The following is a 26,778-nucleotide window of genomic DNA, read 5'->3' as shown; positions in this document are numbered from 1 at the left end:
CTAAAAAAACATTCAAATTTATTTGATTTCAGTTTGCTCTGATTCATAGGCACTAATAATCGCCTTTACTAATTTATGTCTTAAAACATCTCTATTATCAAGAAAAACAAAATCAATTCCTTCTAAATTCTGAAGCAATTTATGGGCATGAACAAGCCCTGATTTCTGGTTTCTGGGTAAATCCACTTGGGTAAGGTCACCGGTAATATAAAATTTAGCGGTTTTCCCCATTCTAGTCAAAAACATTTTAAGTTGACTTTCAGTAGCATTTTGGGCTTCATCAAGAATAACAAATGCATTATCAAGGGTGCGGCCACGCATAAATGCAAGAGGTGCAATTTGGATAATACCTGTTTCAATATAACTTGCTAACTTCTCAGGGGGAAGCATGTCTCGAAGGGCATCATATAAGGGCTGAAGGTAAGGATCAAGTTTTTCCTTTAAGTCACCAGGCAGAAAGCCCAGGTTCTCTCCAGCTTCAACAGCTGGTCTGGTAAGGATAATTTTTCTAATTTCCTTATTCTTCAATGCTCTTACTGCCAAAGCAACGGCAGTATAAGTTTTCCCTGTACCAGCAGGACCAATGGCAAAGACCATGTCATTTTTGGCATATGAGTCTACCATTCTGCGTTGATTTACGGAACGGGCTTTTATGAGTAAGCCTGAATTTCCGAAAACCAGAACATCACCAGCTTCTTCAGAAGTCTTGCCAGACTCCTCTTTAATTGTTTCTAGTATTCTTTCAATATTATTCTCATTGATATTTCCATATTTATGAAAGTGTTCAACCATTCGGTTTAATTTTACTTCAAACAGTTCTATCTCTGTTTCGTCTCCAATTACTTTAATTGTATCTCCTCTTGCAATAACTTTCAATTTAGGAAAAGCATTTTTCAGCAATTCAAGTTTATTATCGTTAATTCCATATAAATCAATTGGATTTACAGCTTCGAGTTGGATGATTTTTTCGCTCACGTGATTAGTTTTTTATGAAGTTACAGAATTCTATATAATTATCAAACATCCTACAAATTTTAAGTAAATCATAATCAAACAAAAGTATTATGGCTTTTGAATGTTCCTATTTTCGTTACATTTTTTCTTATACGCCCCTCAGGAAAATTTTGTTTTGGGATTATTTTAAAAAAAAATCCTGAAAAGGTTTAATTCACTACTTTTGGTTTCTAAAATATTCAATCATTTTTTTAAAAATAGTTTCCGGCAATATGTCCGTCATTACATTAACAACAGATTTAGGATTAAAAGATCATTATGTTGCAGCAATAAAAGGTGCTGTTTACACATTGATTCCTGATGCTGTAATTGTTGATATTTCTCACCAACTAATTAAATTTGATACAGGAAGTGCAGCCTTTTTAATAAAAAACTCTTTTAGATCATTTCCAAACGGTTCAGTGCATATTATTGGATTAAATGATGAACACTCCCCAAACGAACCATATTTGGCAGTACAATCGGAAAACCATTTTTTTGTTGGAAAAGACAATGGAGTATTTTCACTCATACTTGAAGATTTACCTGCTAAGATTGCATTGATAGAAACGGAAAATAAATATGCTAAATTCCCGGTAAAAGAAATTTTTGTAAAGGCAGCATGTCATTTAGCAAAAGGAGGCAAACTAGAAGATTTGGGTGGGGAGATTGGCTCATTTGCACAAAAAATGGAATTGGTTGCTTTTATAGAGAAGGACACAATAAGAGGTGCTATAATCTATATCGATAGTTATGGTAACCTGATCACAAACATTACAAGAGATCACTTCATGAAAATGGGTGAAACAAGGCCTTTTTTAATTGATTTTGGAATTAACCATACTATAAACACGATTAGCAGAACCTACAGCGAAATTTCTGAAGGTGAAATTGTGGCCGTATTTAATTCTTCAGGAAATCTTGAAATTGCAATTAACAAAGGCCCGGCAGATACACTTCTGGGATTAAAACTACGTTCAACAATTAGAATAGAATTTCAATGATTATACGCTTTGTAAAAATGACATTTGAAACTGGTAAGGAAGGAGATTTTTTAAATGTCTTTAATAATTCCAGTGAAAAAATAAGGAGTTTTAATGGATGTGAGTTTTTGGAATTACTTAGGGATGTAAATCAAACAAACATTTTTTTCACCCATAGTATTTGGAAAAGCGAAAAACACCTTGAAAAATACCGTAATTCTTTTCTTTTTAAAGAAACATGGGCATCTACTAAAGTTTTGTTCTCGGATAAACCGCAGGCTTGGAGTTTAATAAAAAAATAAAAATCATGAAAAAATCATTAATGTATTCACAAATTGCTCTTATTTTGATTTGCCTATGTGCATGTAACATTCAAAATAAAGAGGCTATGAATAAAATGTCATGGATTGAAGGAGAATGGATCAATGAGAAGGATGGAGAATTGTCTATAGAAACCTGGCGTTTTAATAATCCTGCCAAACTTGAAGGCAATGGAAATATACTGATTGAGGGTGATACTGTATTTTCAGAGCAGATGTTTATTGAAATAATAGATTCTGAAATTACCTTTACAGCAATTCCTTCTGGCAAAATGGCTACCCGTTTTAAATTGGTTTTACAAGAGGAAAAAAGGCTTGAATTTGAAAATCTGGAACATGATTTCCCCCAAAGGATAATTTATTGGCAGGAAAATGAAAATACACTTAATGCACGAATTGAAGGCTTGGTAAATGAATCGGTTAAAAGCTTTGATTTTTCCTGGAATAAGGTAAGTGTTGAAAAATAATCAAGATTTATCTGGCAAGGCCTTATATGATTTTTTTAAAAAACAATGTAATTCTCCCTTGTTTTTGGATACTTCCTATGGAGATACAGAAGTAGTGCCGCTTGAGCTGTTTTTAAAGTCACCCCATCAATTTACACAACTCGAATTGTTTGCTATTGAATTATGCAAAGGAAAAATTCTTGATGTTGGTGCTGGATCCGGTAGCCATTCTCTTTTTTTGCAACAAAAAGGAAAGAACATTACTGGTCTTGAAGTTTCAAAATATTCTGTTCAACTTATGAAAGAGAGGGGAATTCAAAATATAATTAATTCGGATATTTTTACTTATAAAGGAAAACAGTTTGATACCCTTTTATTGTTAATGAATGGAATAGGAATAGCAGGCACTATTGACAAATTGCCACTTCTGCTCCAGAAATTAAAAAATTTGCTTTCATCAAAAGGACAAATACTTTTTGATTCCTCTAACATTGATTATTTGTATGAAGACCATTCATTTCCACAAGATTATTACTTTGGCGAAATTAAATACCGCTATACTTATGAGGGGGAAACAGGAAAATGGTTCAAATGGCTGTATATCCACCAGGAATTAATGGAGGAAACAGCAAAAAAGCTTAATTTAAATTTCCAGTTAATTTATGTAGATGAAAATGAACAATACCTTGGAAGGTTAACACATAATTAATCTAATACTGTTCATCTTCATTAGGGAAATCAACTGATTTAACATCCTTAATGTATTTTTGAACAGCGCCATTTATTTCTTCAGAAAGACTTAAATATCTTCTTAAAAACCTAGGTGAGAATTCCTGGGTAAGCCCTAACATGTCATGCAAAACTAGAACCTGGCCATCAACACCACTGCCAGCACCGATTCCAATAATTGGGATGCTAACTTCTTTAGCCACTTTTTCAGCAAGATTAGCAGGTATTTTTTCAAGCACAATTGCAAAACAACCTATGCCCTCAAGTAAACGTGCATCCTCTATTAACCTTAATGCTTCATCCTCTTCGGTTGCCCTTACAGTATAAGTCCCGAATTTGTATATGGATTGTGGGGTAAGTCCCAGATGACCCATTACAGGAATTCCGGCTGAAAGAATTCTTATTACAGATTCTTGTATTTCCCTTCCTCCCTCCAATTTTACTGCATGAGCCCCTGATTCTTTCATAATACGAATTGCAGAGGTTAATGCTTCCTTTGAATTTCCCTGATAGGAGCCAAATGGAAGGTCAACAACAACAAGAGAACGATTAATTGCCCTGATTACAGAAGTGGCATGATAAATCATTTGATCTAAGGTAATAGGCAGAGTTGTTTCATTTCCTGCCATTACATTTGATGCAGAGTCACCAACAAGTATTACATCAATGCCCGCTGCGTCAATAATTTTTGCCAGGGTATAATCATATGCTGTGAGCATAGAAATTTTTTCTCCCCTTTTTTTCATTTCCTGCAGTACATTAGTAGTCACTTTTTTTGCTGTACTTGCCTTAGCGGTTGACATAAAATTAAATTTTTAAGTAGTAATTAGGTAAAATATGTTGTTTTTGCATTTAATTGTCTACAAAGCTACAAAATAGTGTTTGTTCCTATTGAAATTTAAGATAAATTTGTACCTGAAGCTTTAAAACATAAAATGAAAAATACAATTCCATTACAAAACGTAATATTAACCTTGGTTTTTATTGCAATTTTTTCTTCGTGTAAAACTGAATTAAATGTTAATGCACCGTATAAAGAAACTCCAATAGTATATGGGCTGTTAAATCAGAACGACAGCATTCATTACATAAAAATAAATAAAGCATTTTTGGGAGAGGCCGATGCTTATCAAATGGCTCAGGTAAGAGATTCTTCAGAATATGGCGATATACTTGATGTTAAGGTAAATGAAATTCTAAATGGAAAGGTTTTAAAAACCTTTAGCCTTGAAAGATCTTTTTTAAAAAACAAGCAGACAGGATTATTTTATAGTCCTGACCATATTGCATACTCTTTTAATACTTATAACCAACCACTGAATCCACAAGCAAAATATGAACTTAAGGTATTAAATAATAGTACGGGCATTACAACCTCGGCAGAAACTGAACTTGTTCAATCCTTTAAAATTACAAAACCATTTTCGGCAAATCAGGCAACAATAAGTTTCGCTACTGCAACAGGTGTTGATTCCGATCTAAGTATTGAATGGTTTTCGGCTGTTAATGGAAGAAGATATACAGTTCAAGTTGTTTTTAATTATTTTGAAGTGGATAAAACAAGTTTAGACACAATTGCACGGCAACTTGATTGGAGTTATACTTTAAAATCTAAAACAGCAAAAGGAGGGGAACTAATGCCTTTTAAAATGACAGGAGCTGAATTTTTTAATAAAATTGCAAATAATATTCCAGAAACAAATGGAAATATCGAAAGACTAGTACATACAATTGATTTTAATTTTTCGGTAGCTGGTGATGAACTCAATACATACATGGAAGTTAATGAACCTGTTTCTGGAATTGTTCAAGAAAAACCTGAATACACAAATGTTGTAAACGGCATTGGCATTTTTTCCTCCAGGCTTAATCAATCCATTAAAAATAAAGGCCTAAATTCCACCACTGTAAAAGCTATAAAAGAAAGAGAAAAAACATTTGGAAAAGGATTTAGTAAATATTGGGATGTTGAAAAAAACCAGTATTTATGCATCACTTTCAATTCTGTTACTGCCAGTTGTGAGTAATGTATTCTGTCTTTTTGTCATTCAAGACACTTCTTTTTTAGGCATGTATTCCTAATTAATGCCATAATTTCCTTATTTGGTTTCAAAATACCCTTGGCATAGTCATTGACTATAGGGTTTTAACAAAAGAAATATAAAACTTTAATTAACATTGAAATGGCAAAAATTATTGGAATAGATTTAGGTACAACAAACTCCTGCGTATCGGTAATGGAAGGCAACGAGCCTGTTGTAATCCCTAATAGCGAAGGAAAAAGAACAACACCTTCGATCGTAGCATTTTTAAAAGACGGTGAACGTAAGGTGGGCGATCCAGCAAAACGCCAGGCAATAACGAATCCTCAAAAAACCTTGTCCTCTATCAAACGATTTATGGGAAACAATTTTGATGAAGTTCAAAACGAAATCAAAAGGGTTCCTTATGAAGTGGTAAGAGGGGAAAATAATTCTCCACGAGTTAAAATTGATGACCGTCAATATACCCCTCAAGAAATTTCAGCAATGATTCTTCAGAAAATGAAAAAAACAGCTGAAGATTATTTAGGACATGAAGTAACAGAAGCAGTTATTACTGTACCAGCTTATTTTAACGATTCTCAAAGACATGCTACAAAAGAAGCAGGGGAAATTGCAGGCTTAAAAGTAAGGAGAATAATAAATGAACCTACTGCTGCTGCCTTGGCTTATGGCTTAGATAAAAAGCACAAGGACATGAAAATTGTAGTTTTTGATTGTGGTGGAGGAACCCATGATGTATCAATTCTTGATTTAGGAGAAGGTGTATTCGAAGTAAAAGCAACTGATGGAGACACGCATTTAGGAGGAGATGATTTTGACCAGGTTCTAATTGATTGGTTAGCAGATGAATTTAAGAATGATGAAGGATTGGATTTAAGAAAAGATCCAATGGCTTTACAAAGACTTAAGGAAGCAGCTGAAAAGGCAAAGATTGAATTGTCCAGTGCCTCAACAACTGAAATTAACCTTCCCTATATTATGCCTGTTGACGGTGTACCAAAGCATCTTGTAAAAACATTAACCAGAGCTAAATTTGAACAGCTTGCTGATTCTTTAATTAAAAGAACAATTGAGCCTTGCAAGACAGCCATGAAAAATGCAGGATACACAAATGCTGACATTGATGAAATTATCCTAGTAGGTGGATCAACACGTATCCCTGCGATTCAAGAGGCAGTTGAAAAATTCTTTGGTAAAGCTCCTTCAAAAGGAGTAAACCCAGACGAAGTAGTTGCAATTGGTGCTGCTATTCAAGGTGGAGTTCTTACAGGAGAGGTTAAAGATGTATTGTTACTTGATGTTACCCCACTTTCATTGGGTATTGAAACAATGGGTGGTGTATTTACAAAACTTATAGAGGCAAACACAACCATACCAACAAAAAAATCAGAAACTTTTTCGACTGCTTCAGATAGTCAGCCATCTGTGGAGATTCATATTCTTCAGGGTGAAAGACCAATGGCAAAAGATAACCGCACAATTGGACGTTTCCATTTAGATGGTTTGCCACCAGCTCCAAGAGGTGTTCCTCAAATTGAAGTTACCTTTGATATTGATGCCAATGGTATTTTAAATGTATCGGCAAAAGATAAAGCTACAGGAAAATCCCAACAGATTAGAATTGAAGCTTCTTCAGGATTAAGTGACGAGGATATCAAAAAAATGAAAGCCGAAGCAGAAGCAAATGCTGAATCAGACAGAAAAATAAAAGAAGAGGTTGACAAACTAAATGCAGCGGATGGTCTGATTTTCCAAACTGAAAAGCAACTTAAAGAATTCGGTGAAAAACTCCCAGCAGATAAAAAACAACCAATTGAAGAGGCTTTTGAAGAATTAAAAAAAGCACACGCTGACAAAAACATAGAGGCAATTGATAGTTCTATGGCAAAATTAAATACAGCATGGCAAGCCGCTTCTGAGGAAATGTACAAAGCAACACAAGGCCAACCAGGTGCTGAGGGTGCAGGACAAGCTCAGGAGCCTACTTCAAATGGCGAAACAGAGGTAACTGATGTTGACTTTGAAGAGGTAAATGAGGATAAGGATAAAAATAAAAAATAATCCTTGGTAAAATTTATCATTGAAATATAAAAAAACCGCTTTAGATTAACTAAAGCGGTTTTTTTTTAGGAATAACTCTAAATAATTGGTGGTATAGGACTTTTTTAAATTATGCTTCTTCTTTTATCTGCTTTGCTTCAAATTCTTTTATTAATTGCTCATCTGATTTACCCAGGTTACCAATTGAAAATTCAGCATCTTTAATCATATCGTGTTTAGGAAATTTTTCAATGAATTCCCTGTAAAAACCTTCAGCCATTTTATCATCATTAATATGATTATCATAAATATAGGCTTGCAGAAATAAACTAATTGAAGCTTTTTCATGCCTTGGATATTGCTTGCAAACTCTTTTAAAATATTCAACTGATCGCATTGCCTGGTTCAAGGCAAGGGAAACCTCCCCTGCTTTGAATAAATAATCAGCAGAAAGATCATCATCAACAAAATCTGTAGCATATTGATCATAGGCTTCAATAACAACCAAGGCTACTGAATCATTGAATAATTGTTTATCAGAATATAACTTTGTTTGAAGTTCTTCAATATTTCTTTGTTTTTCTTCTTTTGTAAGTTCTGGTTTATTTGCCTCCCCACAGCCCATTAAAATGGCGGAGGTAAAAAGCATGTAAAAAAGTTTTTTTCTCATAGGTTTATTTATTATTAATTAACGTCCTTTTTTTAATGGAAAGCTCATTTTATAATGAACCTCAACAAAGCCCTTTGAAATATTGGCTAATTTGTTTTTCAATAGCCTTTTCTTTAAACCACTGATTTTATCCGTAAAAAGGACACCTTCAATGTGATCATATTCATGTTGAATTATTCTTGCTTTTAGTCCATCGAAATATTCATCGTGGTGCTTGAAGTCTTCATCATAATAGGTAATACGAATTTTTGGATTTCGGTAAATATCCTCACGAACTGTGGGAATACTTAAACAACCTTCATTGAAAGCCCATTCTTTGCCTTGCTCCTCAATAATTTCAGGATTTATGAAAACCACTTTCCATTTATCCATTCCAGGTTCATCATCTTCAGCAAAAGGAGTTCCATCAACAATAAACAGTCTTAATGATTTTCCGATTTGGGGGGCAGCAAGACCAACGCCTTTAGCATTATACATTGTGTCAAACATATCCTTTATAAGCTCATTGAGTTTAGGATAATTCTTGTCTGTTTCCTTGGCTGGAGTTTTTAAAACAGCATCGCCATAAGCTACAATAGGTAATATCATAAATTAGTGTTGTGTCAAAAAACACATATAATGAAAGATTTCCAACATAATTTGCAACTTATCCTTATGTTTAGTTTCATTTATGTACTTAATGCTATATAATTAAATTTATTGTATGAAAACTTCATTGTTCACTACTTACACAATCAGTCTACCTCCTGCTTTCAAGGTATGATTGAAGGATAATTGTGGCACTTATTTCATCAACCAAGGCCTTATTTTGTCTTGCTTTTTTTCTAAGTCCTGAATCAATCATTGTTTGAAAGGCCATTTTGCTGGTAAATCTTTCGTCAACACGTTCAACCTTAACATCCGGGAAATTTTTTTTAAAATTCTTCACAAATGCTTCCACTTGAACAGCAATATCAGAGGGCGTATTATCTAGTTTTTTTGGCTCTCCAATTACTACACAATCCACTTTTTCTTTTTTAAAATACTCCTTTAAATAATTAATCACATCCTTAGAATGCACTGTAGTAAGGCCAGTTGCAATGATCTGTAAACTATCGGTAACTGCAAGCCCAACTCTTTTACTTCCGAAATCAATTGCAAGGACTCTACCCATTTAAAAAAATTAAGATGGCAAAGATAATGATATTGCACTAACCTTTACAGGGTTATTTAAGAGTTTTTAATTTGATAAATATATCTTTGCAAAAATTAATAAAATGAAAGCATTAAAAGAAATAATAGAATTGACCTGGAATAATAGAGATTTATTAAAAGAACAAGCAAGCCGGCAAGCAATTTTAGAGGTAATTGAAAAACTTGATAAAGGAATTTTAAGGGTATCTGAACCAGTGGGAGATGGATGGCAGGTAAATGAATGGATTAAAAAGGCAGTTGTGATGTATTTCCCTATACGCAAAATGGAGGTGATTGAAGTTGGCCCATTTGAATTTCATGATAAAATGAAACTGAAAACCAATTATGAGTCACTTGGAGTTCGGGTTGTACCCCCGGCTGTTGCAAGGTATGGTTCATTTCTGGCCCAGGGAGTAATTCTAATGCCCTCTTATGTTAATATTGGTGCATTTGTAGATTCGGGAACTATGGTTGATACATGGGCTACTGTGGGTTCCTGCGCACAAATCGGGAAAAACGTGCATTTAAGCGGTGGTGTGGGTATTGGAGGAGTTCTAGAACCTCTTCAGGCTTCACCAGTAATAATAGAGGATAATTGCTTTATAGGCTCAAGGTGTATTGTGGTTGAAGGCGTACAAATTAGAAAAGAAGCAGTATTGGGAGCCAATGTGGTTTTAACAAAATCAACTAAAATTATAGATGTAAGTGGTGAAAAACCAATAGAATATAAGGGAGAGGTGCCAGAAAGATCAGTAGTTATTCCTGGAAGTTATACAAAAAGCTTCCCGGCAGGAGATTTCCAGGTTCCTTGTGCTTTAATAATTGGTAAAAGGAAAGCAAGCACTGACCTTAAAACTTCGCTAAATGATGCTTTAAGAGAGCATAATGTGGCTGTTTGATTAGGGCTTTTTTTTTCAAAATCACAACCCTTTTATTGTCTGTAAAAACAATTTGAAACTGAAATTCCTTACAGATGTAATTAAAAGTATCCAAATTATAAAAAACAACATGAGTTGGATCTCTGGGATAATACCAATCTTTAAAATGGTTTTCTCCTGGATGAAATTCCGTCATGATTATTAAAAATCCCTCCTCTTTTAACATCATGCTTAATTTTTTCAATTCTTTTCGGGGATAAAAAAAATGCTCGAAAACTTCTGTTGAAAAAATAAAATCATAAGGAGGAAGAGGAGTTCCGTGGGGGAAAACGGGGTCATAAGAATCGCATGAAATACTGTGCTGCTTCAAAATATGGTTAATTGCAGTAACTGGTCCACATCCAAAATCCAGCCCCTTCATTTGCTTATTTAAAAAAGGCAAAGCTGGATTTACAGCATTTAAAAGAAAATTAATATAATTTGGATCCTCTAAAGAATTAATATGTTTCAGATACCTTTCTTTCTCCTGTTCCATGCTAAGATGGTGGCTGTAATCAGCAGAAATAAGAGAGCAGTTATTGCACTTGTGGTAAACCCTTGTATCTGCCCCTCTAATGGAATTTTCTTCCTCTGAACTGCACAACTGACATACTAGCATTATTTACTTTTATTTATGTTCAGAAGTAAAATGGAATTTGATTTCAGGGTTGTTTTCAATTGTCATATTAAGTGCCCATTCTGAATCTGCCAGAAAAACAAGGTTGTTATCCTTATCCGTAACAATATTCCTATGCTTAAACTCACACAAATCATTAAGTTTTGTTTTGTTATCAGAGGTTATCCAGCATGCCTTGTAAAAGGGCATTTGATCAAAACGACAGGAGGCGCCATATTCATGCAATAACCTGAATTGTATAACATCAAATTGAAGTTCGCCTACAGTACCTATAATTTTGCGGTTTCCTGGCTGTTGTGTAAATAACTGTGCCACGCCTTCATCAGTGAGCTGGTTAATACCTTTTTCCAATTGTTTGCTTTTCATTGGGTCTGTATTTATCAATTCCCGGAAAATTTCAGGGGAGAAACTAGGTATTCCTTTAAAAGTAAATGATTCTCCTTCGGTAAGGGTGTCACCAATTTTAAAATTCCCGGTATCGTACAAACCAACAATATCACCAGGAAAGGCTTCATCAATAACAGACTTATCCTGTGCCATGAAGCTGGTAGGATTATAAAATTTCAATTGCTTGTTTAATCTTACGTGTTGGTAATTTTTATTGCGCTCAAATTTCCCGGAACATATTCTCAAAAAAGCAATTCTGTCTCTATGCCTGGGGTCAAGATTGGCATGTATTTTAAACACAAAACCAGTAAAATTTTCTTCCTCCGGATTAATCATTCTGAGGTCTGTTTCTCTTTCTCTGGGAAAAGGGGCAATTTCAATAAATGTGTCAAGCAGTTCCTTTACTCCGAAGTTATTTATTGCACTTCCAAAGAATACGGGTGCAATGTTTCCTAAGGCGTATTGAGCTTTTGAAAAGGGTTCATAAACACCTTCAATTAACTCAACTTCTTCCCGAAGCAAATCGGCATATTTCCCCACTTCCTGATCAAGTACCTTATCTGAAAGGTCTTTTATTGCAACAATGTCTTTTTCTATTTTTTGTTTATTGGGGTTGAATAAGTAGAGACTTTTATCGAACAAATTGTAAACTCCTTTGAAGCTTTGTCCCATTCCAATTGGCCAGCTAAGAGGCCTAACACGTATAGCTAGTTTTTCTTCAATTTCATCCAAAAGATCAAAAGGGGGTTGTCCTTCCCTATCTACTTTATTTACGAATACAATTACCGGGGTTTTCCTCATTCTGCAAACTTCCATAAGCCTTTCGGTTTGTGGCTCCACTCCTTTTACACAATCAATAACAAGGATAACACTATCAACAGCCGTAAGTGTTCTGTAGGTATCTTCAGCAAAATCCTTGTGACCTGGTGTATCCAATAAATTTATTTTAACTCCCCTATATTCAAAGCCCATTACAGATGTGGCAACTGAGATTCCTCTTTGTTTCTCAATTTCCATAAAATCAGAAGTAGCTGTTTTATTAATTTTATTTGACTTCACTGCCCCAGCCGTCTGTATTGCCCCTCCGAACAAAAGGAATTTTTCAGTAAGGGTAGTTTTACCAGCATCTGGATGACTTATAATGGCAAAGGTTCTTCTTTTTTTTATTTGATCTGCTATACTCATATTTGATTTTATACTATCTGATTGTTCTTTATTATAATAACGGCAAAAGTAAAAAACATTATCCCATAAAAATGCAAATTCATTCTAATAATAAGAATCGGTGTGGATATTCAAAAACATTGGTTAAGGTAAAGGCAATACTAAAGGGTTTTAGAGTAATTCTAACCAAAATATTAGCGGTGTAAGCAAAAGTGAATAAATTGTTTTTAGAACTAAAAAAAAGATAAAAAAGATTGAACATCATATTTTATTAAGCATTTATATCAGAAAAAATTACCTTTGACATTAAATAAACAAAAATTATTGATATAATTATTGCATTAAAATGGGGAACTCCAAAACTTTTTTCTAATTTTAAATAAGATTTAAATTTAAAATGGAAGAAAACCATCATCCAACTTATGAGATTATTCCTCCTGCCATCCCTACCGGCAGTGCTTACTATTTTACTACTGATAATAAAATACAATATGAGGTAAGATTTGGTCGCAAACAAGACAATTTTTTAAATGCAACTATAGTTTTTGGTGTTTTAAATGAGGAATATGAAGGGGAGGAATATGTAGTAACAAACAAAGGGGAAATTTACAAAGTAATGGCAACAATTGTACGGGTGGTTAAGATGTATATGTCACAACACCCAAACGTAAATTCCTTTGAATATACCGGAGAGCCTAATAAAGAAATAGCAGATGGTGAACCAAGTACCAGGATAAGACTTTATGAACGTTATCTTAAAATAATATTCGACCAAAGTTGGAATTACAAGATATTAGGGAATAAAACTATTATCACTAAAATTAAAAAATAAAAGAAAATTACAGTTAATAATACGATTGTATAAAGAGAGAATTAATCCTTAATTTCTCATTTTTGCCAATTTCTCCTGATTAAGAATAGTTATTTCCCCCTTATATATGCTATTTAATTTGTCATCTTTAAAGTCAGAAAGGGTTCTGATAACTGATTTTGTGGCTGTCCAACAATATTAGCTAAATCTTCCCTGGAAATGGAAACAAGATTAGATTCGTTGTTTTTCTGGTATCTATCATTAAGCATTACCAAGGCTTCAGAAACACTTTTTTTTACAGAGTTGTAGGCAAGTTTGATAAGCTTTTTCTTCATTTTCTTTCAAACTATTTGACAGCATTTTCATGAAATTTCTTTGCAATGACTTTTACCAGCGGAGAGGCGATTTTTATATAATGGTTTTTTATTAAAAAAATAGTGGGAGCTTATTTTAAGCAAAACATTGCAATTAAAGCTTATCCATTTTTATTAAAAAAAAAGTAACAAGGCTTTTTTTGGCAAAAAGCACTAATTACCCAACAAGTTCATTCAGTATTTGGGCATTTATATCATTGTGAGAAGCATGAAAAACTACCTTCCCGCCTATTATCACAATAATTTGAGGACTCTCATGACGAAGGTTAAAAATTGTTGCTATTTTATTTGAAACGCTTCTATAAGCTATCAGATCAAGAATATACATATCCATTTGGCCAAACTTTAAATTGAAATCCTTTTCAAATTGTTTCAATACCATTTTACTGATTATGCACCTGGTAGAATGTTTGAAAATGGCTACTGGCTGGCTTTTAGCTCTTTCAACTAGCTCATCCAAATTTTCAATACTTTTAATTTCAATCCATGTGATTTTATTCGTTTCATTTGAATTGTTAGTATTTTCATTTGTTATTCTATCAAAAAATCCCATTCTATTTTAAATTATTCAAACTAAAAAATTAAAGCATACACCAAAGTCCTTCATTTGGTGTGTAAATATGGCTATTATATATAAACTGAACAATCACAGAAAAAGTATCCTTTTTCTGATACAATAAATTAAGATTGTATGGACTAAAAATATTTAGTAAATTAATAGAACAAACACATACTTTTTAAGAATGACATTTAACAAATTTTCATTACTAATACTTGGCCTTTCAGGTGCAGCAATCATTTTTTATGCGCTTTTAAAAAGATTAAGAAAAGAAGCAAAAGCACCCGTTTATGATCCTCAAAAAGATGATCCGGTTATACATATAAAAAACAAACTGTTTCTTGAAATTCCTGTAGAAAAAATTTTATTTGGATATTTTATTCTTGTTTCACTTGTATATTTAACAAAAATAATTGCAGGAGAAAGGCTGCCAGGAGTAGATCTTGCAGTTCTTTACCTATCGGGAATAATATTCTTTTTGGTTCTTTATAAAATGACCTTGATTGCTGGTGTGGTAAATAAATTTACTCCCTGGCTGTTATTTTCTCTCCTTTTCTCACTTCTAATATTTTTAGTTGTATATGGAGGATTTGGGGTTGATTTAATCCCATTTTTAGCCGATACAGGGAGCTATCATTTAACCATTCATTTGCTGGGACTTGTATTGGGCTTGGGAGGAACAATGGTAATTGATATTATGTTTACACATTTTCTTAGAAAATACAAGATTTCACCTCAAGAATCGGTAATAATGCACCTTATTTCCCAAATGATAATTTTAGGGTTGATATTATTAATTTTAAGTGGAACTGCATTGCTATTGCCATCCTATACATTTTATCTTGAAAATTCCCGATTTTTAATGAAAATGACTGTTGTTTTTGTAATTATTATAAATGGAGGGCTATTAAATTTTTATGTAACCCCAAAAATCAAAAAAATATCTTTGTTAAAGGAAGGAAGAGGAAGGCATGAAAATCTAAAAAAAATATCATTTGCACTAGGAGCTATTTCAATTATATCCTGGTTTCTTGCATTTATTCTGGCTATGTTAAAGGATGTATTTAACTTGGCCTATTCCAAGCTTTTACTTGCATATTTAATTTTTTTAATTTTTGGAATAATTGCCAGCCAAATGGCGAAATTATATTATGAGCGAAAGGAAATAAAAGAAAATGAAAATTAATTCCTCATATAAAGACAGTTATTAAAGCTTCCTTTATTAATTTTCACATTAAAACAAGTAAAACCATTGGAATAGAAATGCATCCTTTCTATTTGTGAAGGGTTGTGCATGGCTATTTTACATAAACTGTTTTAATATTTACAAATTCTAAAACACCTTCTTTTGAAAGTTCTCTTCCATAGCCGGAGCTTTTAGTTCCTCCAAAAGGCAAGCGAGGATCTGATTTTACAAGTTCATTTATAAAAAAAGCTCCATCGCTTATTCTGCCTATGCACTTTTTGGCTCTCTCAATGTCTTTAGTAAATAAGGATGTTCCTAAACCAAAAGGGCTTTTATTTGCGAGATCAAAAGCTTCATCTTCATTTTTTGCTTTAATCATGGCTGCAACTGGCCCAAAGGTTTCTTCATCAAAAACTGGCATCCCGGGCTTAATATTTATCATTACAGTGGGATAGTGAAATGCTCCAATTTGTTCTCCCCCATATATAATTTTCGCACCCATTTCTTTTGATTTCAAAATCTGTTCCTGAAGTTTTTCAGCCTGATCCCTTCTTGCCATGGGGCCAATATGCGTGTTTTCATCCAAAGGATTACCTGTATTAAACCCTTTGAGTTCATCAATGAATTTAGAAACAAAGGCATCAAAAACATTTTCCAGAATAATAAACCTTTTGGCTGCAATACAACTTTGTCCTGCATTTTGCATTCTTGCTGTCAGTGCTATTTTAACAGTTTGTTCAATATTTGCATCATCCCAAACAATAAAAGCATTGCTTCCCCCTAATTCTAGTACACTTTTTTTAATGTTTTTACCGGCAATAGCGCCCACTTCAGAGCCTGCCTTTTCACTACCTGTAAGGGAAATGGCCTTTACTACAGGACTTTCAATTAGCCTTTCTACTTTTTGATGATTAATAAATAGATTTTGAAAAACGCCCTTAGGAAAACCCGCTTTTTCAAAAACTTCCTGAATATGTTTTGCACAGCCTAAAACAGAAGTAGCATGCTTTAGTAAGCCCACATTCCCCGCCATAAGTGTAGGAGCAGCAAAACGAAATACTTGCCAGAAAGGATAATTCCAGGGCATAATTGCTAATATACATCCAAGAGGGTCATAACATACGAAACTTTCCTGGGCATCGGTTTCAATTATTTCATCGGCTAAAAAATGTTCCGCTTTTTCAGCATAATAGGCGCAAACCCATGCACATTTTTTTATTTCTGCTCGGGCCTCATTTATTGGCTTACCCATTTCCAATGTAATTGTACGAGCATAGGTATCTATATTTTCAAGCAAAATAGTTGCAACTTTTAGCATTAATTTGGAACGATCATGAATTGGCCAAGCACGCCAATTTTGAAAAGCAACCTCTGCATTTATCAAAATTTCCTTTATTTCTTCTTCGGAATGCTCATCGAAAGTTGAAATTACTTGACCTGAAAATGGATTAATACTTTGAAATTTCATGTAAAATTGTTTTAAAGACTTTTTTTGAAGTTAGGACTAAAAGTAAAAAAGTGCAAGTTGTACATTTTTTACATGAGTTGTAAAAAACCTGAAATAAAAACACTTTTCCTGCTTCTGGAATGTCCCCACTTTTGTGTGGTTAAAAAATCATTAAAATTAGCACAACCTAAAAAAGAGAAGCAGAAAAACTAAAAGAAGAAATAGTCCTTTTTACGGGTCCAAGCCTTGAAACAGATATTTATGATAATAAACCTGATACCATTATTACTTCATGAGGAATTAATGGAGAGGATAACGGATCAGTTACAAAATTAGACCAGGAGCAAATCAATTCATTAATACAATAAATGCATTTAAAGAAACAGCAATAACAAGCCATAGGAAATAAGGAAGAATCAACAATGCATTAACTATGGAATGCTTAAAACCTATAAAAACAAAATAGGTTACTGCTAGAAAAAGTAAGCTTATATCAATTAGAGCCAAAGCAGGTAATTGCAATTTAAAAAAAAGCGGGTTCCAAATTACATTAAAGAGCCATTGGAGCGCATATGCAATAAGTATAGTATTCAGGGCTAATGCTTGCTTTTCTTCCGTAATATTTGCCATGAAAAAGCTAAAACAGAGCATTATGGTAAACCATGCCAGACCAAATACAAAACCTGGAGGAGTCCAGGGAGCCTTATTTAAGCTTTGGTACCATTCAGAAGAAGCTCCAGGGCCAGTAAAAAAGCTTCCGATTACTAGTGCCCCGAAATTAAGGGCAAGAAAAATGATTATTTTAATCCAATAGCTCATCGTCTTTTATTCTTAAATGTAATAAAGGTTAATTCATAACTAACTTAAAGATAAGAAAAATCGGCTAAAAAAAATAACAAAACAAAGCTTAATGCTTTTGATCCTTAGTGCTTCCAATTACGACTTTAAAAAAGCCGACTATTCTTAATGTCGGCTTTTTTATTTTTATGCACTTCTCCCAATTTCAATAAATTTAAAAAGAAAAAAAGTTTTTATAAATTTCTATTTACTATTCTCATTTTTTGAAAAAATTCAACCCTGCCCTTTCATTATTCTCAAAATAATGAACCCTGCAATTCTTTCGCAGAATTTTTTCGTTCAAAATTCAAAAGCCATTTCTTTTTTGCCAGTCCTCCTGCATATCCGGTTAAATCCCCATTTTCTGCAATTACTCTGTGGCAGGGAACAAGAACGGCAAAACAATTTTCTCCATTAGCCCTTGCCACAGCACGAATTGCTTTTACATCTCCCAGTGCCATGGCCTGTTGTTTGTAAGACCTTGTTCTGCCATATGGTATATTCGTTAGCTCATTCCAAACCCTTATTTGAAAAGGAGTTCCGGAAAATAACAGTGGGAGTTGAAATTCCATTCTTTCTCCTGCTAAATATGCTTTGAATTGCTCCTTTAATGCATTGAAATGAGGATGGTATCCATCAATTAATTCAGCCTTTTGAAAAATTCTGATCCGATTTAGAACTGAATCTATCATCCTTCTTTTGCTAAAGTCGAACAATAGTAGCCCTTCATCTGTGGCACCTGCTATCATTTCACCTATTGGAGTTGCAAATCGGGTTATTGTTATTCTATTTTGTGGTTTCATTTATTGAGAAATTGAATTGCATATATTATAGTTACTCTTTAATAGAATAAGCGAAAAAAATTGACTGCTGATTTTTTCAAAAAACACAGTATTAACAAGCCTTAAAATGGCTTTTCACATAACAAAATATCAACCTGTTATTTTTAAATTTTTATCCGTTTTTTTCCTTAATTCATGAATAATAAAATTACGAATATCGACCAATTCTTTATCTCTGCCTAAAAACTACCCTTTTAATTGGGTTATTTTAATTATTTTAGGTAATTTTTAGATATATTTACAATAATTTTCTTTATTTAACGGAATATTTATTTAATTTAAATAGAAAATCAATGTTTAACCGAGGAATAAAATATTATTCTCTAACTATTTCCCTTTCTTTCATCTCTTTTATTAAGGAGGACCTTGTACCATTTTAATTAAAAAAAAGTAATGTGTGAAAGATGTAACTAATTAAAAAACAGTGTAACATATATTAATTTTTTAAGGCGGAACTTTGCCAGATGATTAATTTCAAACTAAACGAAATCATGCTAATTTTTACTTTTTCTTCTTTACAAAAGTCCAACAAAAATACGGTAGTTCTGTTATTTCTAATCTGTATTTCGAAATTTGTAAGCAGTCAGAGTATTTTAATAGATCCTGTGGCAAACGGAGGTTTTGAAACAGGAACAACATTTTCATCAAATAGTTGGACAATAGTAAATGGAACTCAAGCAAATCAATGGGTTTTAGGAACGGCCACTCAACCCTCCTCCGGAGGAGCACGCACAGCTTATATATCCAGTGATGGAGGTGCGAGTAACAACTATAGCTATACTTATTCTACAACTCACATATATTACGATGTAATTTTCCCTGCGGGAGAATCAAACATAACACTTAGTTTTGATTGGAGAGGATTGGGAAAAACAGGCCATGCAATGCTTGTATCGCTTGCACCTACATCTGTTACTCCAAGTGCAGGATCACCAATTTCACCTAATACCTCCATTCCCGGAGCAGTTCTATTGGGTATTTACAATATACAAGGATCCTATCAAAACGTTACTATTAATATTCCTGGTAATGTAGCCGGTAATAGTACCACATCTTCTACGGGCAGGTTAATTTTCACCTGGCAAAACGATAATACCACTGGAAATAATCCTGCAGCTGCTATTGATAACATTTCGCTGGTTTGCGCTCCCCCACCCCTACTCGCAGGCGGATTATATTATGTTGGTAGCAGCTCATTAGATTATCAAAAATTAACCCAGATAGCGAATGTTCTTAACAGTTCCACCTTAACTGGAAATGTGATTTTTGAATTACAATCAGATTATGATGGAACAAGTGGTGAAAATTTTCCAATTGTTTTTAATTCGTTGACAACTGACGGGGGAAATTATACTGCAACCATTCGACCAGCAACAGGAGTTACAAACCGTGTTACTTCTGGTGATCCAGGAACAAACGCCTCCTTAATTACATTTAACGGTGTTAGTAATTTGTTTTTTGATGGCAGACCAGGTGGTAGCGGAGTTAAAGAATGGACAATTAGGAATACCAGATCTGTTACCACGTTTGGTCCTGTTTTTCGCTTTATCAATGGTGCCACAAACAACACTTTATCTTATTTAAACATAGAAAGCCAAAACACCAATACATCCACTTCCGGATCAGGAAACATACTTTTTGGTACAAGCAATACAACAACAGGAAACAGCAACAATACAATTGAAAGTTGCAACATTAGGGACAGAAGTGATGTAAATGCTTTAATAAGTACTGCAATATATTCCCTAGGAACAGTAGCTTCAGCAAATAGTGGGAACATTCTGAAAAACAATTCTATTTTCAACTTTAATTCCATTGGAATAAATATTACTTCCACAGGAAATGGAAATAACTGGGAAATTAGCGGAAACAGTTTTTACAACACCCTTTCAACTGCCCCTAGTGCGGCTCAAACAGCAATTAACTTTATTCCTGGTGCAAATTCATCAGGCAATGTAATAAGCGGGAATTTTATAGGTGGAAGTAATCTAGGGGCATCTGGTTTACCATGGGTAAATTCAGGTAATTTTCAATTTACAGGAATTGTTGTATCCACAGCAAACACTGGTTCTACCGTTTCAGGTAATGTAATTCAAAATATTTCTTTAACATCAACAGGAGCTGTTTCTTTTGCAGGTATTAATATTACAGGTGGAGGAGTAAATTTATTAACCAATATTATTGGAGATCAAATTGCTGCAAATTCAATTACCAGCTCAGGAACAGGACTAATTACAGGTATTTTATCATCCTCTTCATCAACCATTAACATTAACAACAACAGCATTGCTAATCTTGTTAATTCTGCATCTGGTGTTGGCAATTCCACAAGAGGTATAATAAATTCAGGATCAGGATCCATTTCAATAACAAACAATAGCATTCATGATTTGTATTCAAACTCATCAACCACAAACTCTATAACATCAGCCGTTTTGGGGATTTATTCATCCTCCTCAACAGTTAATCAACTGATTTCTGGCAATACAATTTTTAATTTGAGGCCTACACATGCCAGCGCGGGGACATACTCCAATGCAATATGTGTTTCAACAAACACTTCAGGGGGAAATATTTCTCTGAATAATATATATGGATTAAGAAATACATCTTCTTCAGCTTCTTGTGCGCTTACAGGAATTCATGTAAACGGAGGTAATTGGACAGTTGCTAATAATATGATATCGCTATCCAATACTACAGGAACAAATTTGGTGGTTATTCGTGGAATATGGGATAATTCAGCTTTTTCAAGCTCAAAATACTATTATAATTCTGTTTTTATTGGAGGTGGCATTAGTTCAGGATCTGTTAAAACATATTGTTTTTTAAGATCCAATACCTCTGCTATTACTTTAAGGAACAATCTGTTTTATAATGTTCGAACAGGGGGTACCTCAACCAATTATGCCATAGGAAATAATGCGAGTACTCCTTCAGCTTCCTGGAACTCGAGCACCTCTAACAACAACTTTTATTTTTCTAACAATGTGAATGCAATGGGTGAATGGGGAACCGGAAACACATCACTTTCCCAATGGAAATCAATATCTTCTGGTGATAATTCTTCTTATTTTGAACCCCCTGTCAATGTGCCGGCTTCCTCACTGTTTGTAAATCCATCATTAGGTGATTTAAGCATAAATTCATCTTTTTATACTACAGCTTCCAATCTTGAATCAAGAGGAGCTGTAATTGCGGCAATAAATACTGATAAAGACGGAGATGACAGGCCAGGTCCAATGGGATCGGTAAATGGAGGAGGAATAAATACAGATATCGGAGCTGATGAATTTGATGGAACGCCAATTTCAAAAGATGTTGGCGTATCCGCATTAATAGCACCAGGAACATGCCCGGGAATGACCAGCAATGTTACTTTCAGGATCAGCAATTATGGGTTCGATATTGACTTAAGTACAAATAATCTGATTCTTAACTCATCTGTTACAGGACCTAACCCTGCAACATTTCCTGCAATAAATCTAAATACCGGGATATTTAGTTCAGGAAGTACAATTGACACCACTGTTGCAGCTAACTACATAATTTCTTTTGGAGGAATTTATGAATTTACGGGTTACACTGTATTATCTGGAGATATGGTTTCACTCAATGACACTTTAAAAATCAGTGTAAATGTTGAAAACACTAACTTTCTGCCACTTGAAGTAAATTTTACCGGTTTTACCGGAAATAACATAAACGCACTTTGGCCAGCATGGGAAGAAGGTGTAGGCGCAACAACACCGGTTATTACAAATTCATTATGGTCTTCTCAAACAGGAGTTGGTGGAGTATCGAATCAAACTGCAAAGGTTCGGCTGCATTCTACAAATAAGAATGAATGGATTGTAAGTAAATTGTTCCCTGCCACTACAGTAACAACTATAAGCTTTAATGCTGGCATAACAGCCTACACAACACTCAGCACACCTTCTGCAATGGGATCCGATGACAAAGTTGAACTGAGAGTTTCTGATGATTGCGGAGTAACATGGTTTACAATACATACATTTAACGCAGCTTCGAATCTTACAACTTCTTTGCAAGCATTTAACTTTAATTTAGGTAGTTTTAATGGTAAATTGATAATGTTGGGGTTTTATGCTACTGACGGATCTATTGCTAATGTTGAAAATTACGATTTTCATATTGATAATATTCTCATCAAGGATTATTTTCCAATTGATATGGGAGCCATTTCAATTCCTACACCTTCAAGTTCCAAAGAATGTTTTACAGCAAATGAAACAATTGTTGTAAGAGTTAAAAATCATGGTATTGATACTGTTGATTTTTCGCTAAATCCTTTGAATGTTGAAGTAGTAATTAACGGACCAATAAATCAATCCTTTACATCAAATATTGTTTCAGGCATTCTTTTACCCGATTCTTTCCTGCTTGTAACAGTAACCACTAATGCAGATTTATCTATATACGGCACTTATGCCATTCAGGCTAAAACAGATATAACAGGTGATGGAAACATGAATAACGATTCCCTGCTGTTTTCTGCCCAAAGAACATTTACGGCACCTACTTCTTTACCACTTTTTGTAGATTTTACGGGTTATAACGGTTCAAATTTAACAACCATATTTCCCAATTGGAAGGAAGCCCAGGGAGCAGTAACTCCTGTTGCAATAAATGCAAAATGGGTTGAGGTAACAGGACTTGGATCATCAACCAACATTACCGCTGCGGTGAATTTATCTTCTACCAATAAATATGAATGGTTAATAGGGCCGAAAATAAAAGCCACCCCAAATACACTTCTTAAATTTAAGATAGCTGTAACCCAGGCAAATTCTTTAACTGAACCCTCAACAATGGGAACGGATGACAAACTCGAAGTTAAACTTTCGGCAGATTGTGGATTATCATGGATTACAATTGCAACTTATAATGCCTCATCCAATCTTACTCCACTTTTAGAGGAACAATATATTGATTTATCTGGTTATGTAAATCAGGATATTATTATAGGTTTTTATGCTACAAACGGCACTACACTTGATACAAAAAACTATGAACTCCATTTGGATGATATCAAACTACTGGAGGCGGTAGGAACAGATATTGGCGCAGTTAGGCTTGTAACACCAATTTCCCTTAATTGTTATTCTGCAAATGAAATTGTTAGCGTTGCAATTAAAAACATGAGTTTTAATCCAATTGATTTTTCTGTTAATAATGCAACCCTAAATGTAATTGTTAGCGGACCGGTTAATACAACATATTCTGTTGCTTTGACCTCTGGAATTATTAACTCCCTTGATACAATGGTTGTTCAGGTTACAACCTCCTTAGATATGCTTAATAATCAAGGGAACTTTACATTTAATGCAAATACAGTTGTTTTGGCTGATTATGACACTACTAATAATAGCATGAATCCTTCTACAATTAGCAGTAACAACATTTCACTTTTTCCATCCACTGTTAATTTTAATACAACAACAACAAACTGGATAATTAGCCAGATGTCAGGGAATGGTACTTGGGAATTTAAAACAGGAACAATCAGCAATCCTACCCTTGCACCTTTTTCGCCCAATGGTACCTTATTGTTCAATTCCAATTATTTTGACCCTGGAGTAAGTTCTGCCTTTTTTTCACCTTGTTTAAACTTGACAGTACTAAGCAATCCTGGAATTGAATTTTATATGAGCCAAAACAATGCATACGCTTTTAACCGTGATAGCCTTTATGTTTGCTTATCCTATGATGGGGGGAATACCTGGTCAGACACTATTGCGAAATTATCAAGGTATAATGCTAACTACACTACTCCTGGTTGGAAAAAATTCGGAGTTTGTCTCTCTAATCTTTCTAATTCAACATCGGTAAGGGTAGCATTTATTGCAGTAAGTAAATTTGGAGATAATATAGCCATTGATGACATTAGAATTGGGGAACAACCACAAAGTAATGCAGGCAACATTAGCGCAGGAAACACAATGATGTGCGGTGGAAACAGTACAATTTTACAATTATTAGGATCTACAGGGGCAATTCAATGGCAAGCATCAACAGATGGAGGAGTGAATTTCTCAAATCTTACTGGCTTAGGCTCCACCTCTACTTTTTATGGAACCGGACCCCTATATACCTCCACTCATTTTAGAGCAGTGGTATCAGCTCAGGCTTTAGGTGTATGTGCTGCATATGACACTACCAGTACTGTTGAAATAACCATTCTTCCAGTACCAACGGTTAACTTAGGCGCAGATACCTCTATTTGCGGGCCAACATCTTATGTACTGAATCCAGGTCCTCAAGAACCAGGAACTAATCTACAATGGAATGACGGGACAACAAACAGCACTAAAACAATTACAACATCAGGAACTTATTGGGTTACCGCAACAAATGTATATACCTGTACAGTTTCTGATACAGTTAACATTACATTTGGTGCTGCAATAACTGCAAGTGCAGGCGTTGATCAAACTATTTGTGAAGGGGAAACAGCTATTCTTACAGCAACAGGAGGTAATTCTTATTTATGGAGTTCGGGACAAACATCACAAGTTATTTCAGTTAACCCATTATCCACAACCACTTATAATGTAATTGTTACTGGACCTAGTGGTTGCAAGGATAATTCTTCTGTAACTATAAACGTAAATACATATCCAACAGTAGATCTAGGAAATGATATTTCTCAATGCGGTGGCTCTGCAACTCTTGAGGCTGGCAATCCTGGAAATACATTTTTATGGAATACAATGGAAACAGGAAATTCTATTTTTGTAACAAGTTCAGGATTGTATTTTGTGGATGTTAACAATAACGGATGTTTAACAAGAGATTCAATTGATATAGAAATCAATCCTATTCCAGTTGTTGATTTTGGTAATGATACTGTTATCTGCGGAACGCTTACCTTGAATGCTGGAAATCCGGGTTCAACTTATCTTTGGAACACAAATTCAACCAATCAAAGCTTATTGGTACAATCTTCAGGAATTTACTCTGTACAAGTTACTTCCAATAAAGGTTGCATAGCCTCAGATGATATTGAGGTTGACTTTTCTCCGGCACCAACTGTAAATATAGGTTCGGTAATATCTACTTGTGGAGAGCCTGTTATTTTAAATGCTCAGAATCCAGGAGACATGTATTTATGGAATACAGGTGCTTTTACCCAAACTATTGTTGCCTCAACTTCGGGTATTTATTGGGTTGAGGTTTCAAACATTTATGGTTGTGTTGTTAGTGACAGCGTTACAGTAAATATTAATCCAGCTGCCCAGCTTTCTTTAGGACCGGACATTGAACAGTGCGGAGGATCAGTAACTATTAATGCTGCAAATAGCTTTAATACCTACAATTGGAGTAATGGTTCAACAAATAATACAATTACAGTTGATTTATCCGGAACCTATATTCTTTCTGTAACCGATGTGAATGGTTGTTCGGACTCAGATACCATTAAAGTTAAAATAAATCCTCCTCCCCTGGTAAATGCAGGTTCAAATAAAACCATTTGCCTGGGTGATTCAGTAACAATAACAGCCAATGGAGCGAATGTATACACCTGGATGCCAGGAGGATTAAATGGAGGTTCCATTAGTGTGAGCCCAACTAATACAATAACTTATGTTGTTACAGGAACAAATACCTTTAATTGCTCTTCTCAGGATTCATTAATTGTAACAGTGGAAACTGCTCCTGAAGCTTCGTTTACCTCAAGTATTTCTGGTAAAACCATTTCCTGCGTGAGCACTGCCCAGAATGCAACTTACTATTTCTGGGATTTTGGTGATGGTAGTTTTATTATGAATCAAAGTGCAATACATACTTATATTAATGATGATTATTATTCAATAGTGCACATAGTTGGTAATGACTGTGGTAATGATACAGCATATGCAGTAGTAGGTACAGAAGCAGTAGGAATGTTGGATTTAAAGGATAATTACGCAATGAAAATTTATCCAAATCCAACAACAGGATCTGTAACAATTAAATTTACTGCTAGTTATTCAGAGAGAATTGAAATAAAAGTGATGGATATGAATGGAAAAATAATTTTGGATGAGGTGAAAAATAATTTTAAAGGAGAATACGCAAAACAAATAGAGATGGAGGATTTATCTGCAGGAGTGTATATGTTGCAAATATTAACGGATAAACAAGTGTTGACCAGGAAAATAATATTGAACAAATAATGGGATTCGGAAAACATGAGAATTAAATTTAAATATCC

At 34.2% G+C, this 26,778-nt stretch carries 22 protein-coding genes; 10 read left to right on the top strand and 12 right to left on the bottom strand.

The features are described 5' to 3' along the window. Nucleotides 1–18: 18 nt before the first annotated feature. The gene (locus H0V01_09230; protein ID MBA2583551.1) at nucleotides 19–975 is read right to left on the bottom strand and encodes a PhoH family protein; all 957 of its coding nucleotides are present in this window, start codon (nucleotides 973–975) and stop codon (nucleotides 19–21) included. Between the two features lie 251 nt (nucleotides 976–1,226). Here H0V01_09230 and H0V01_09225 point away from each other — a divergent pair, with 251 nt between their 5' ends. From H0V01_09225 to H0V01_09210, 4 genes are read left to right on the top strand one after another with little or no spacing between them, the layout of a single operon-like run. Further along, on the top strand, nucleotides 1,227–1,997 hold the full coding sequence (locus H0V01_09225) for an SAM-dependent chlorinase/fluorinase (GenBank protein MBA2583550.1): 771 nt from the start codon (nucleotides 1,227–1,229) through the stop codon (nucleotides 1,995–1,997). Continuing rightward, nucleotides 1,994–2,278, top strand: a complete 285-nt coding sequence (locus tag H0V01_09220; protein MBA2583549.1) for an antibiotic biosynthesis monooxygenase — start codon at nucleotides 1,994–1,996, stop codon at nucleotides 2,276–2,278. Before H0V01_09225 ends, H0V01_09220 begins: the two co-directional genes overlap by 4 nt. Nucleotides 2,279–2,283: 5 nt before the next feature. Further along, complete coding sequence (locus H0V01_09215) at nucleotides 2,284–2,763, top strand: hypothetical protein (protein MBA2583548.1); 480 nt, start codon at nucleotides 2,284–2,286, stop codon at nucleotides 2,761–2,763. After that, complete coding sequence (locus tag H0V01_09210; GenBank protein ID MBA2583547.1) at nucleotides 2,753–3,451, top strand: methyltransferase domain-containing protein; 699 nt, start codon at nucleotides 2,753–2,755, stop codon at nucleotides 3,449–3,451. Before H0V01_09215 ends, H0V01_09210 begins: the two co-directional genes overlap by 11 nt. A 1-nt stretch (nucleotide 3,452) precedes the next feature. Here H0V01_09210 and panB read toward each other — a convergent pair whose 3' ends face one another. After that, on the bottom strand, nucleotides 3,453–4,274 hold the full coding sequence (gene panB, locus H0V01_09205) for a 3-methyl-2-oxobutanoate hydroxymethyltransferase (protein MBA2583546.1): 822 nt from the start codon (nucleotides 4,272–4,274) through the stop codon (nucleotides 3,453–3,455). A 132-nt stretch (nucleotides 4,275–4,406) separates the two neighbouring features. On the opposite strand from panB, the gene H0V01_09200 reads away from it, so the two are divergent. Together H0V01_09200 and dnaK are read left to right on the top strand one after the other, a co-directional pair. Then, on the top strand, nucleotides 4,407–5,498 hold the full coding sequence (locus H0V01_09200; GenBank protein MBA2583545.1) for a DUF4249 family protein: 1,092 nt from the start codon (nucleotides 4,407–4,409) through the stop codon (nucleotides 5,496–5,498). Nucleotides 5,499–5,654: 156 nt separating this feature from the next. Next, entirely contained in the window at nucleotides 5,655–7,577 is a 1,923-nt protein-coding gene (gene dnaK / locus H0V01_09195; GenBank protein MBA2583544.1) for a molecular chaperone DnaK, read from the top strand. Nucleotides 7,578–7,686: 109 nt separating this feature from the next. Here dnaK and H0V01_09190 read toward each other — a convergent pair whose 3' ends face one another. The 3 genes from H0V01_09190 to ruvX all read right to left on the bottom strand — a co-directional run bounded on the left by H0V01_09190 (nucleotide 7,687) and on the right by ruvX (nucleotide 9,379). Beyond that, nucleotides 7,687–8,226 carry a tetratricopeptide repeat protein gene (locus tag H0V01_09190; protein ID MBA2583543.1) on the bottom strand — a complete coding sequence of 180 codons (540 nt, stop codon included), beginning with the start codon at nucleotides 8,224–8,226 and terminating at the stop codon, nucleotides 7,687–7,689. Between the two features lie 18 nt (nucleotides 8,227–8,244). Next, the gene (locus H0V01_09185; GenBank protein ID MBA2583542.1) at nucleotides 8,245–8,814 is read right to left on the bottom strand and encodes a peptide deformylase; all 570 of its coding nucleotides are present in this window, start codon (nucleotides 8,812–8,814) and stop codon (nucleotides 8,245–8,247) included. Between the two features lie 151 nt (nucleotides 8,815–8,965). Beyond that, nucleotides 8,966–9,379: a Holliday junction resolvase RuvX gene (gene ruvX, locus H0V01_09180; protein MBA2583541.1), complete on the bottom strand. Its 414-nt coding sequence runs from the start codon at nucleotides 9,377–9,379 to the stop codon at nucleotides 8,966–8,968. Nucleotides 9,380–9,482: 103 nt separating this feature from the next. On the opposite strand from ruvX, the gene H0V01_09175 reads away from it, so the two are divergent. Beyond that, complete coding sequence (locus H0V01_09175; GenBank protein MBA2583540.1) at nucleotides 9,483–10,298, top strand: 2,3,4,5-tetrahydropyridine-2,6-dicarboxylate N-succinyltransferase; 816 nt, start codon at nucleotides 9,483–9,485, stop codon at nucleotides 10,296–10,298. Here the strand turns inward: H0V01_09175 and H0V01_09170 are convergent. Then, nucleotides 10,249–10,935, bottom strand: coding sequence for a class I SAM-dependent methyltransferase (locus H0V01_09170; GenBank protein MBA2583539.1), 687 nt, complete (start codon nucleotides 10,933–10,935; stop codon nucleotides 10,249–10,251). The genes H0V01_09175 and H0V01_09170 overlap by 50 nt on opposite strands. A gap of 9 nt (nucleotides 10,936–10,944) precedes the next feature. Then, complete coding sequence (locus H0V01_09165) at nucleotides 10,945–12,525, bottom strand: peptide chain release factor 3 (protein ID MBA2583538.1); 1,581 nt, start codon at nucleotides 12,523–12,525, stop codon at nucleotides 10,945–10,947. A 376-nt stretch (nucleotides 12,526–12,901) separates the two neighbouring features. Here H0V01_09165 and H0V01_09160 point away from each other — a divergent pair, with 376 nt between their 5' ends. Next, the gene (locus H0V01_09160) at nucleotides 12,902–13,336 is read left to right on the top strand and encodes a hypothetical protein (protein MBA2583537.1); all 435 of its coding nucleotides are present in this window, start codon (nucleotides 12,902–12,904) and stop codon (nucleotides 13,334–13,336) included. Nucleotides 13,337–13,449: 113 nt separating this feature from the next. Here the strand turns inward: H0V01_09160 and H0V01_09155 are convergent, their stop codons facing one another. Together H0V01_09155 and ytxJ are read right to left on the bottom strand one after the other, a co-directional pair. Beyond that, nucleotides 13,450–13,650: a hypothetical protein gene (locus tag H0V01_09155; GenBank protein ID MBA2583536.1), complete on the bottom strand. Its 201-nt coding sequence runs from the start codon at nucleotides 13,648–13,650 to the stop codon at nucleotides 13,450–13,452. 196 nt (nucleotides 13,651–13,846) lie between these two features. Continuing rightward, nucleotides 13,847–14,242 carry a bacillithiol system redox-active protein YtxJ gene (ytxJ, locus tag H0V01_09150; GenBank protein ID MBA2583535.1) on the bottom strand — a complete coding sequence of 132 codons (396 nt, stop codon included), beginning with the start codon at nucleotides 14,240–14,242 and terminating at the stop codon, nucleotides 13,847–13,849. 190 nt (nucleotides 14,243–14,432) lie between these two features. Here ytxJ and H0V01_09145 point away from each other — a divergent pair, with 190 nt between their 5' ends. Further along, nucleotides 14,433–15,434, top strand: a complete 1,002-nt coding sequence (locus tag H0V01_09145; GenBank protein ID MBA2583534.1) for a hypothetical protein — start codon at nucleotides 14,433–14,435, stop codon at nucleotides 15,432–15,434. Between the two features lie 112 nt (nucleotides 15,435–15,546). Here H0V01_09145 and H0V01_09140 read toward each other — a convergent pair whose 3' ends face one another. The 3 genes from H0V01_09140 to H0V01_09130 all read right to left on the bottom strand — a co-directional run bounded on the left by H0V01_09140 (nucleotide 15,547) and on the right by H0V01_09130 (nucleotide 18,521). Then, nucleotides 15,547–16,902, bottom strand: coding sequence for an NAD-dependent succinate-semialdehyde dehydrogenase (locus tag H0V01_09140; GenBank protein MBA2583533.1), 1,356 nt, complete (start codon nucleotides 16,900–16,902; stop codon nucleotides 15,547–15,549). A 327-nt stretch (nucleotides 16,903–17,229) separates the two neighbouring features. Then, nucleotides 17,230–17,700: a tryptophan-rich sensory protein gene (locus H0V01_09135; GenBank protein ID MBA2583532.1), complete on the bottom strand. Its 471-nt coding sequence runs from the start codon at nucleotides 17,698–17,700 to the stop codon at nucleotides 17,230–17,232. 275 nt (nucleotides 17,701–17,975) lie between these two features. Next, complete coding sequence (locus H0V01_09130; protein ID MBA2583531.1) at nucleotides 17,976–18,521, bottom strand: methylated-DNA--[protein]-cysteine S-methyltransferase; 546 nt, start codon at nucleotides 18,519–18,521, stop codon at nucleotides 17,976–17,978. Nucleotides 18,522–19,051: 530 nt separating this feature from the next. Here H0V01_09130 and H0V01_09125 point away from each other — a divergent pair. Further along, complete coding sequence (locus H0V01_09125; protein ID MBA2583530.1) at nucleotides 19,052–26,740, top strand: T9SS type A sorting domain-containing protein; 7,689 nt, start codon at nucleotides 19,052–19,054, stop codon at nucleotides 26,738–26,740. Nucleotides 26,741–26,778 lie beyond the last annotated feature (38 nt).

This window comes from Bacteroidota bacterium (assembly GCA_013696965.1).
Taxonomy (GTDB): domain Bacteria; phylum Bacteroidota; class Bacteroidia; order JACCXN01; family JACCXN01; genus JACCXN01.
The sequence above is the reverse complement of the archived record's forward strand: the minus strand, read 5'-3'. Positions and strand labels throughout refer to the sequence as shown.

What these genes read in the sequence shown, in the direction of transcription:
- H0V01_09225 (MBA2583550.1), top strand. Translation starts at nt 1,227, where the DNA reads ATGTCCGTCATTACATTAACAACAGATTTAGGATTAAAAGATCATTAT.
- H0V01_09220 (MBA2583549.1), top strand. Translation starts at nt 1,994, where the DNA reads ATGATTATACGCTTTGTAAAAATGACATTTGAAACTGGTAAGGAAGGA.
- H0V01_09215 (MBA2583548.1), top strand. Translation starts at nt 2,284, where the DNA reads ATGAAAAAATCATTAATGTATTCACAAATTGCTCTTATTTTGATTTGC.
- panB (MBA2583546.1), bottom strand. Translation starts at nt 4,274, where the DNA reads ATGTCAACCGCTAAGGCAAGTACAGCAAAAAAAGTGACTACTAATGTA.
- H0V01_09200 (MBA2583545.1), top strand. Translation starts at nt 4,407, where the DNA reads ATGAAAAATACAATTCCATTACAAAACGTAATATTAACCTTGGTTTTT.
- dnaK (MBA2583544.1), top strand. Translation starts at nt 5,655, where the DNA reads ATGGCAAAAATTATTGGAATAGATTTAGGTACAACAAACTCCTGCGTA.
- H0V01_09190 (MBA2583543.1), bottom strand. Translation starts at nt 8,226, where the DNA reads ATGAGAAAAAAACTTTTTTACATGCTTTTTACCTCCGCCATTTTAATG.
- H0V01_09185 (MBA2583542.1), bottom strand. Translation starts at nt 8,814, where the DNA reads ATGATATTACCTATTGTAGCTTATGGCGATGCTGTTTTAAAAACTCCA.
- ruvX (MBA2583541.1), bottom strand. Translation starts at nt 9,379, where the DNA reads ATGGGTAGAGTCCTTGCAATTGATTTCGGAAGTAAAAGAGTTGGGCTT.
- H0V01_09175 (MBA2583540.1), top strand. Translation starts at nt 9,483, where the DNA reads ATGAAAGCATTAAAAGAAATAATAGAATTGACCTGGAATAATAGAGAT.
- H0V01_09170 (MBA2583539.1), bottom strand. Translation starts at nt 10,935, where the DNA reads ATGCTAGTATGTCAGTTGTGCAGTTCAGAGGAAGAAAATTCCATTAGA.
- H0V01_09165 (MBA2583538.1), bottom strand. Translation starts at nt 12,525, where the DNA reads ATGAGTATAGCAGATCAAATAAAAAAAAGAAGAACCTTTGCCATTATA.
- H0V01_09160 (MBA2583537.1), top strand. Translation starts at nt 12,902, where the DNA reads ATGGAAGAAAACCATCATCCAACTTATGAGATTATTCCTCCTGCCATC.
- H0V01_09155 (MBA2583536.1), bottom strand. Translation starts at nt 13,650, where the DNA reads ATGAAGAAAAAGCTTATCAAACTTGCCTACAACTCTGTAAAAAAAAGT.
- ytxJ (MBA2583535.1), bottom strand. Translation starts at nt 14,242, where the DNA reads ATGGGATTTTTTGATAGAATAACAAATGAAAATACTAACAATTCAAAT.
- H0V01_09145 (MBA2583534.1), top strand. Translation starts at nt 14,433, where the DNA reads ATGACATTTAACAAATTTTCATTACTAATACTTGGCCTTTCAGGTGCA.
- H0V01_09140 (MBA2583533.1), bottom strand. Translation starts at nt 16,902, where the DNA reads ATGAAATTTCAAAGTATTAATCCATTTTCAGGTCAAGTAATTTCAACT.
- H0V01_09135 (MBA2583532.1), bottom strand. Translation starts at nt 17,700, where the DNA reads ATGAGCTATTGGATTAAAATAATCATTTTTCTTGCCCTTAATTTCGGG.
- H0V01_09130 (MBA2583531.1), bottom strand. Translation starts at nt 18,521, where the DNA reads ATGAAACCACAAAATAGAATAACAATAACCCGATTTGCAACTCCAATA.
- H0V01_09125 (MBA2583530.1), top strand. Translation starts at nt 19,052, where the DNA reads ATGCTAATTTTTACTTTTTCTTCTTTACAAAAGTCCAACAAAAATACG.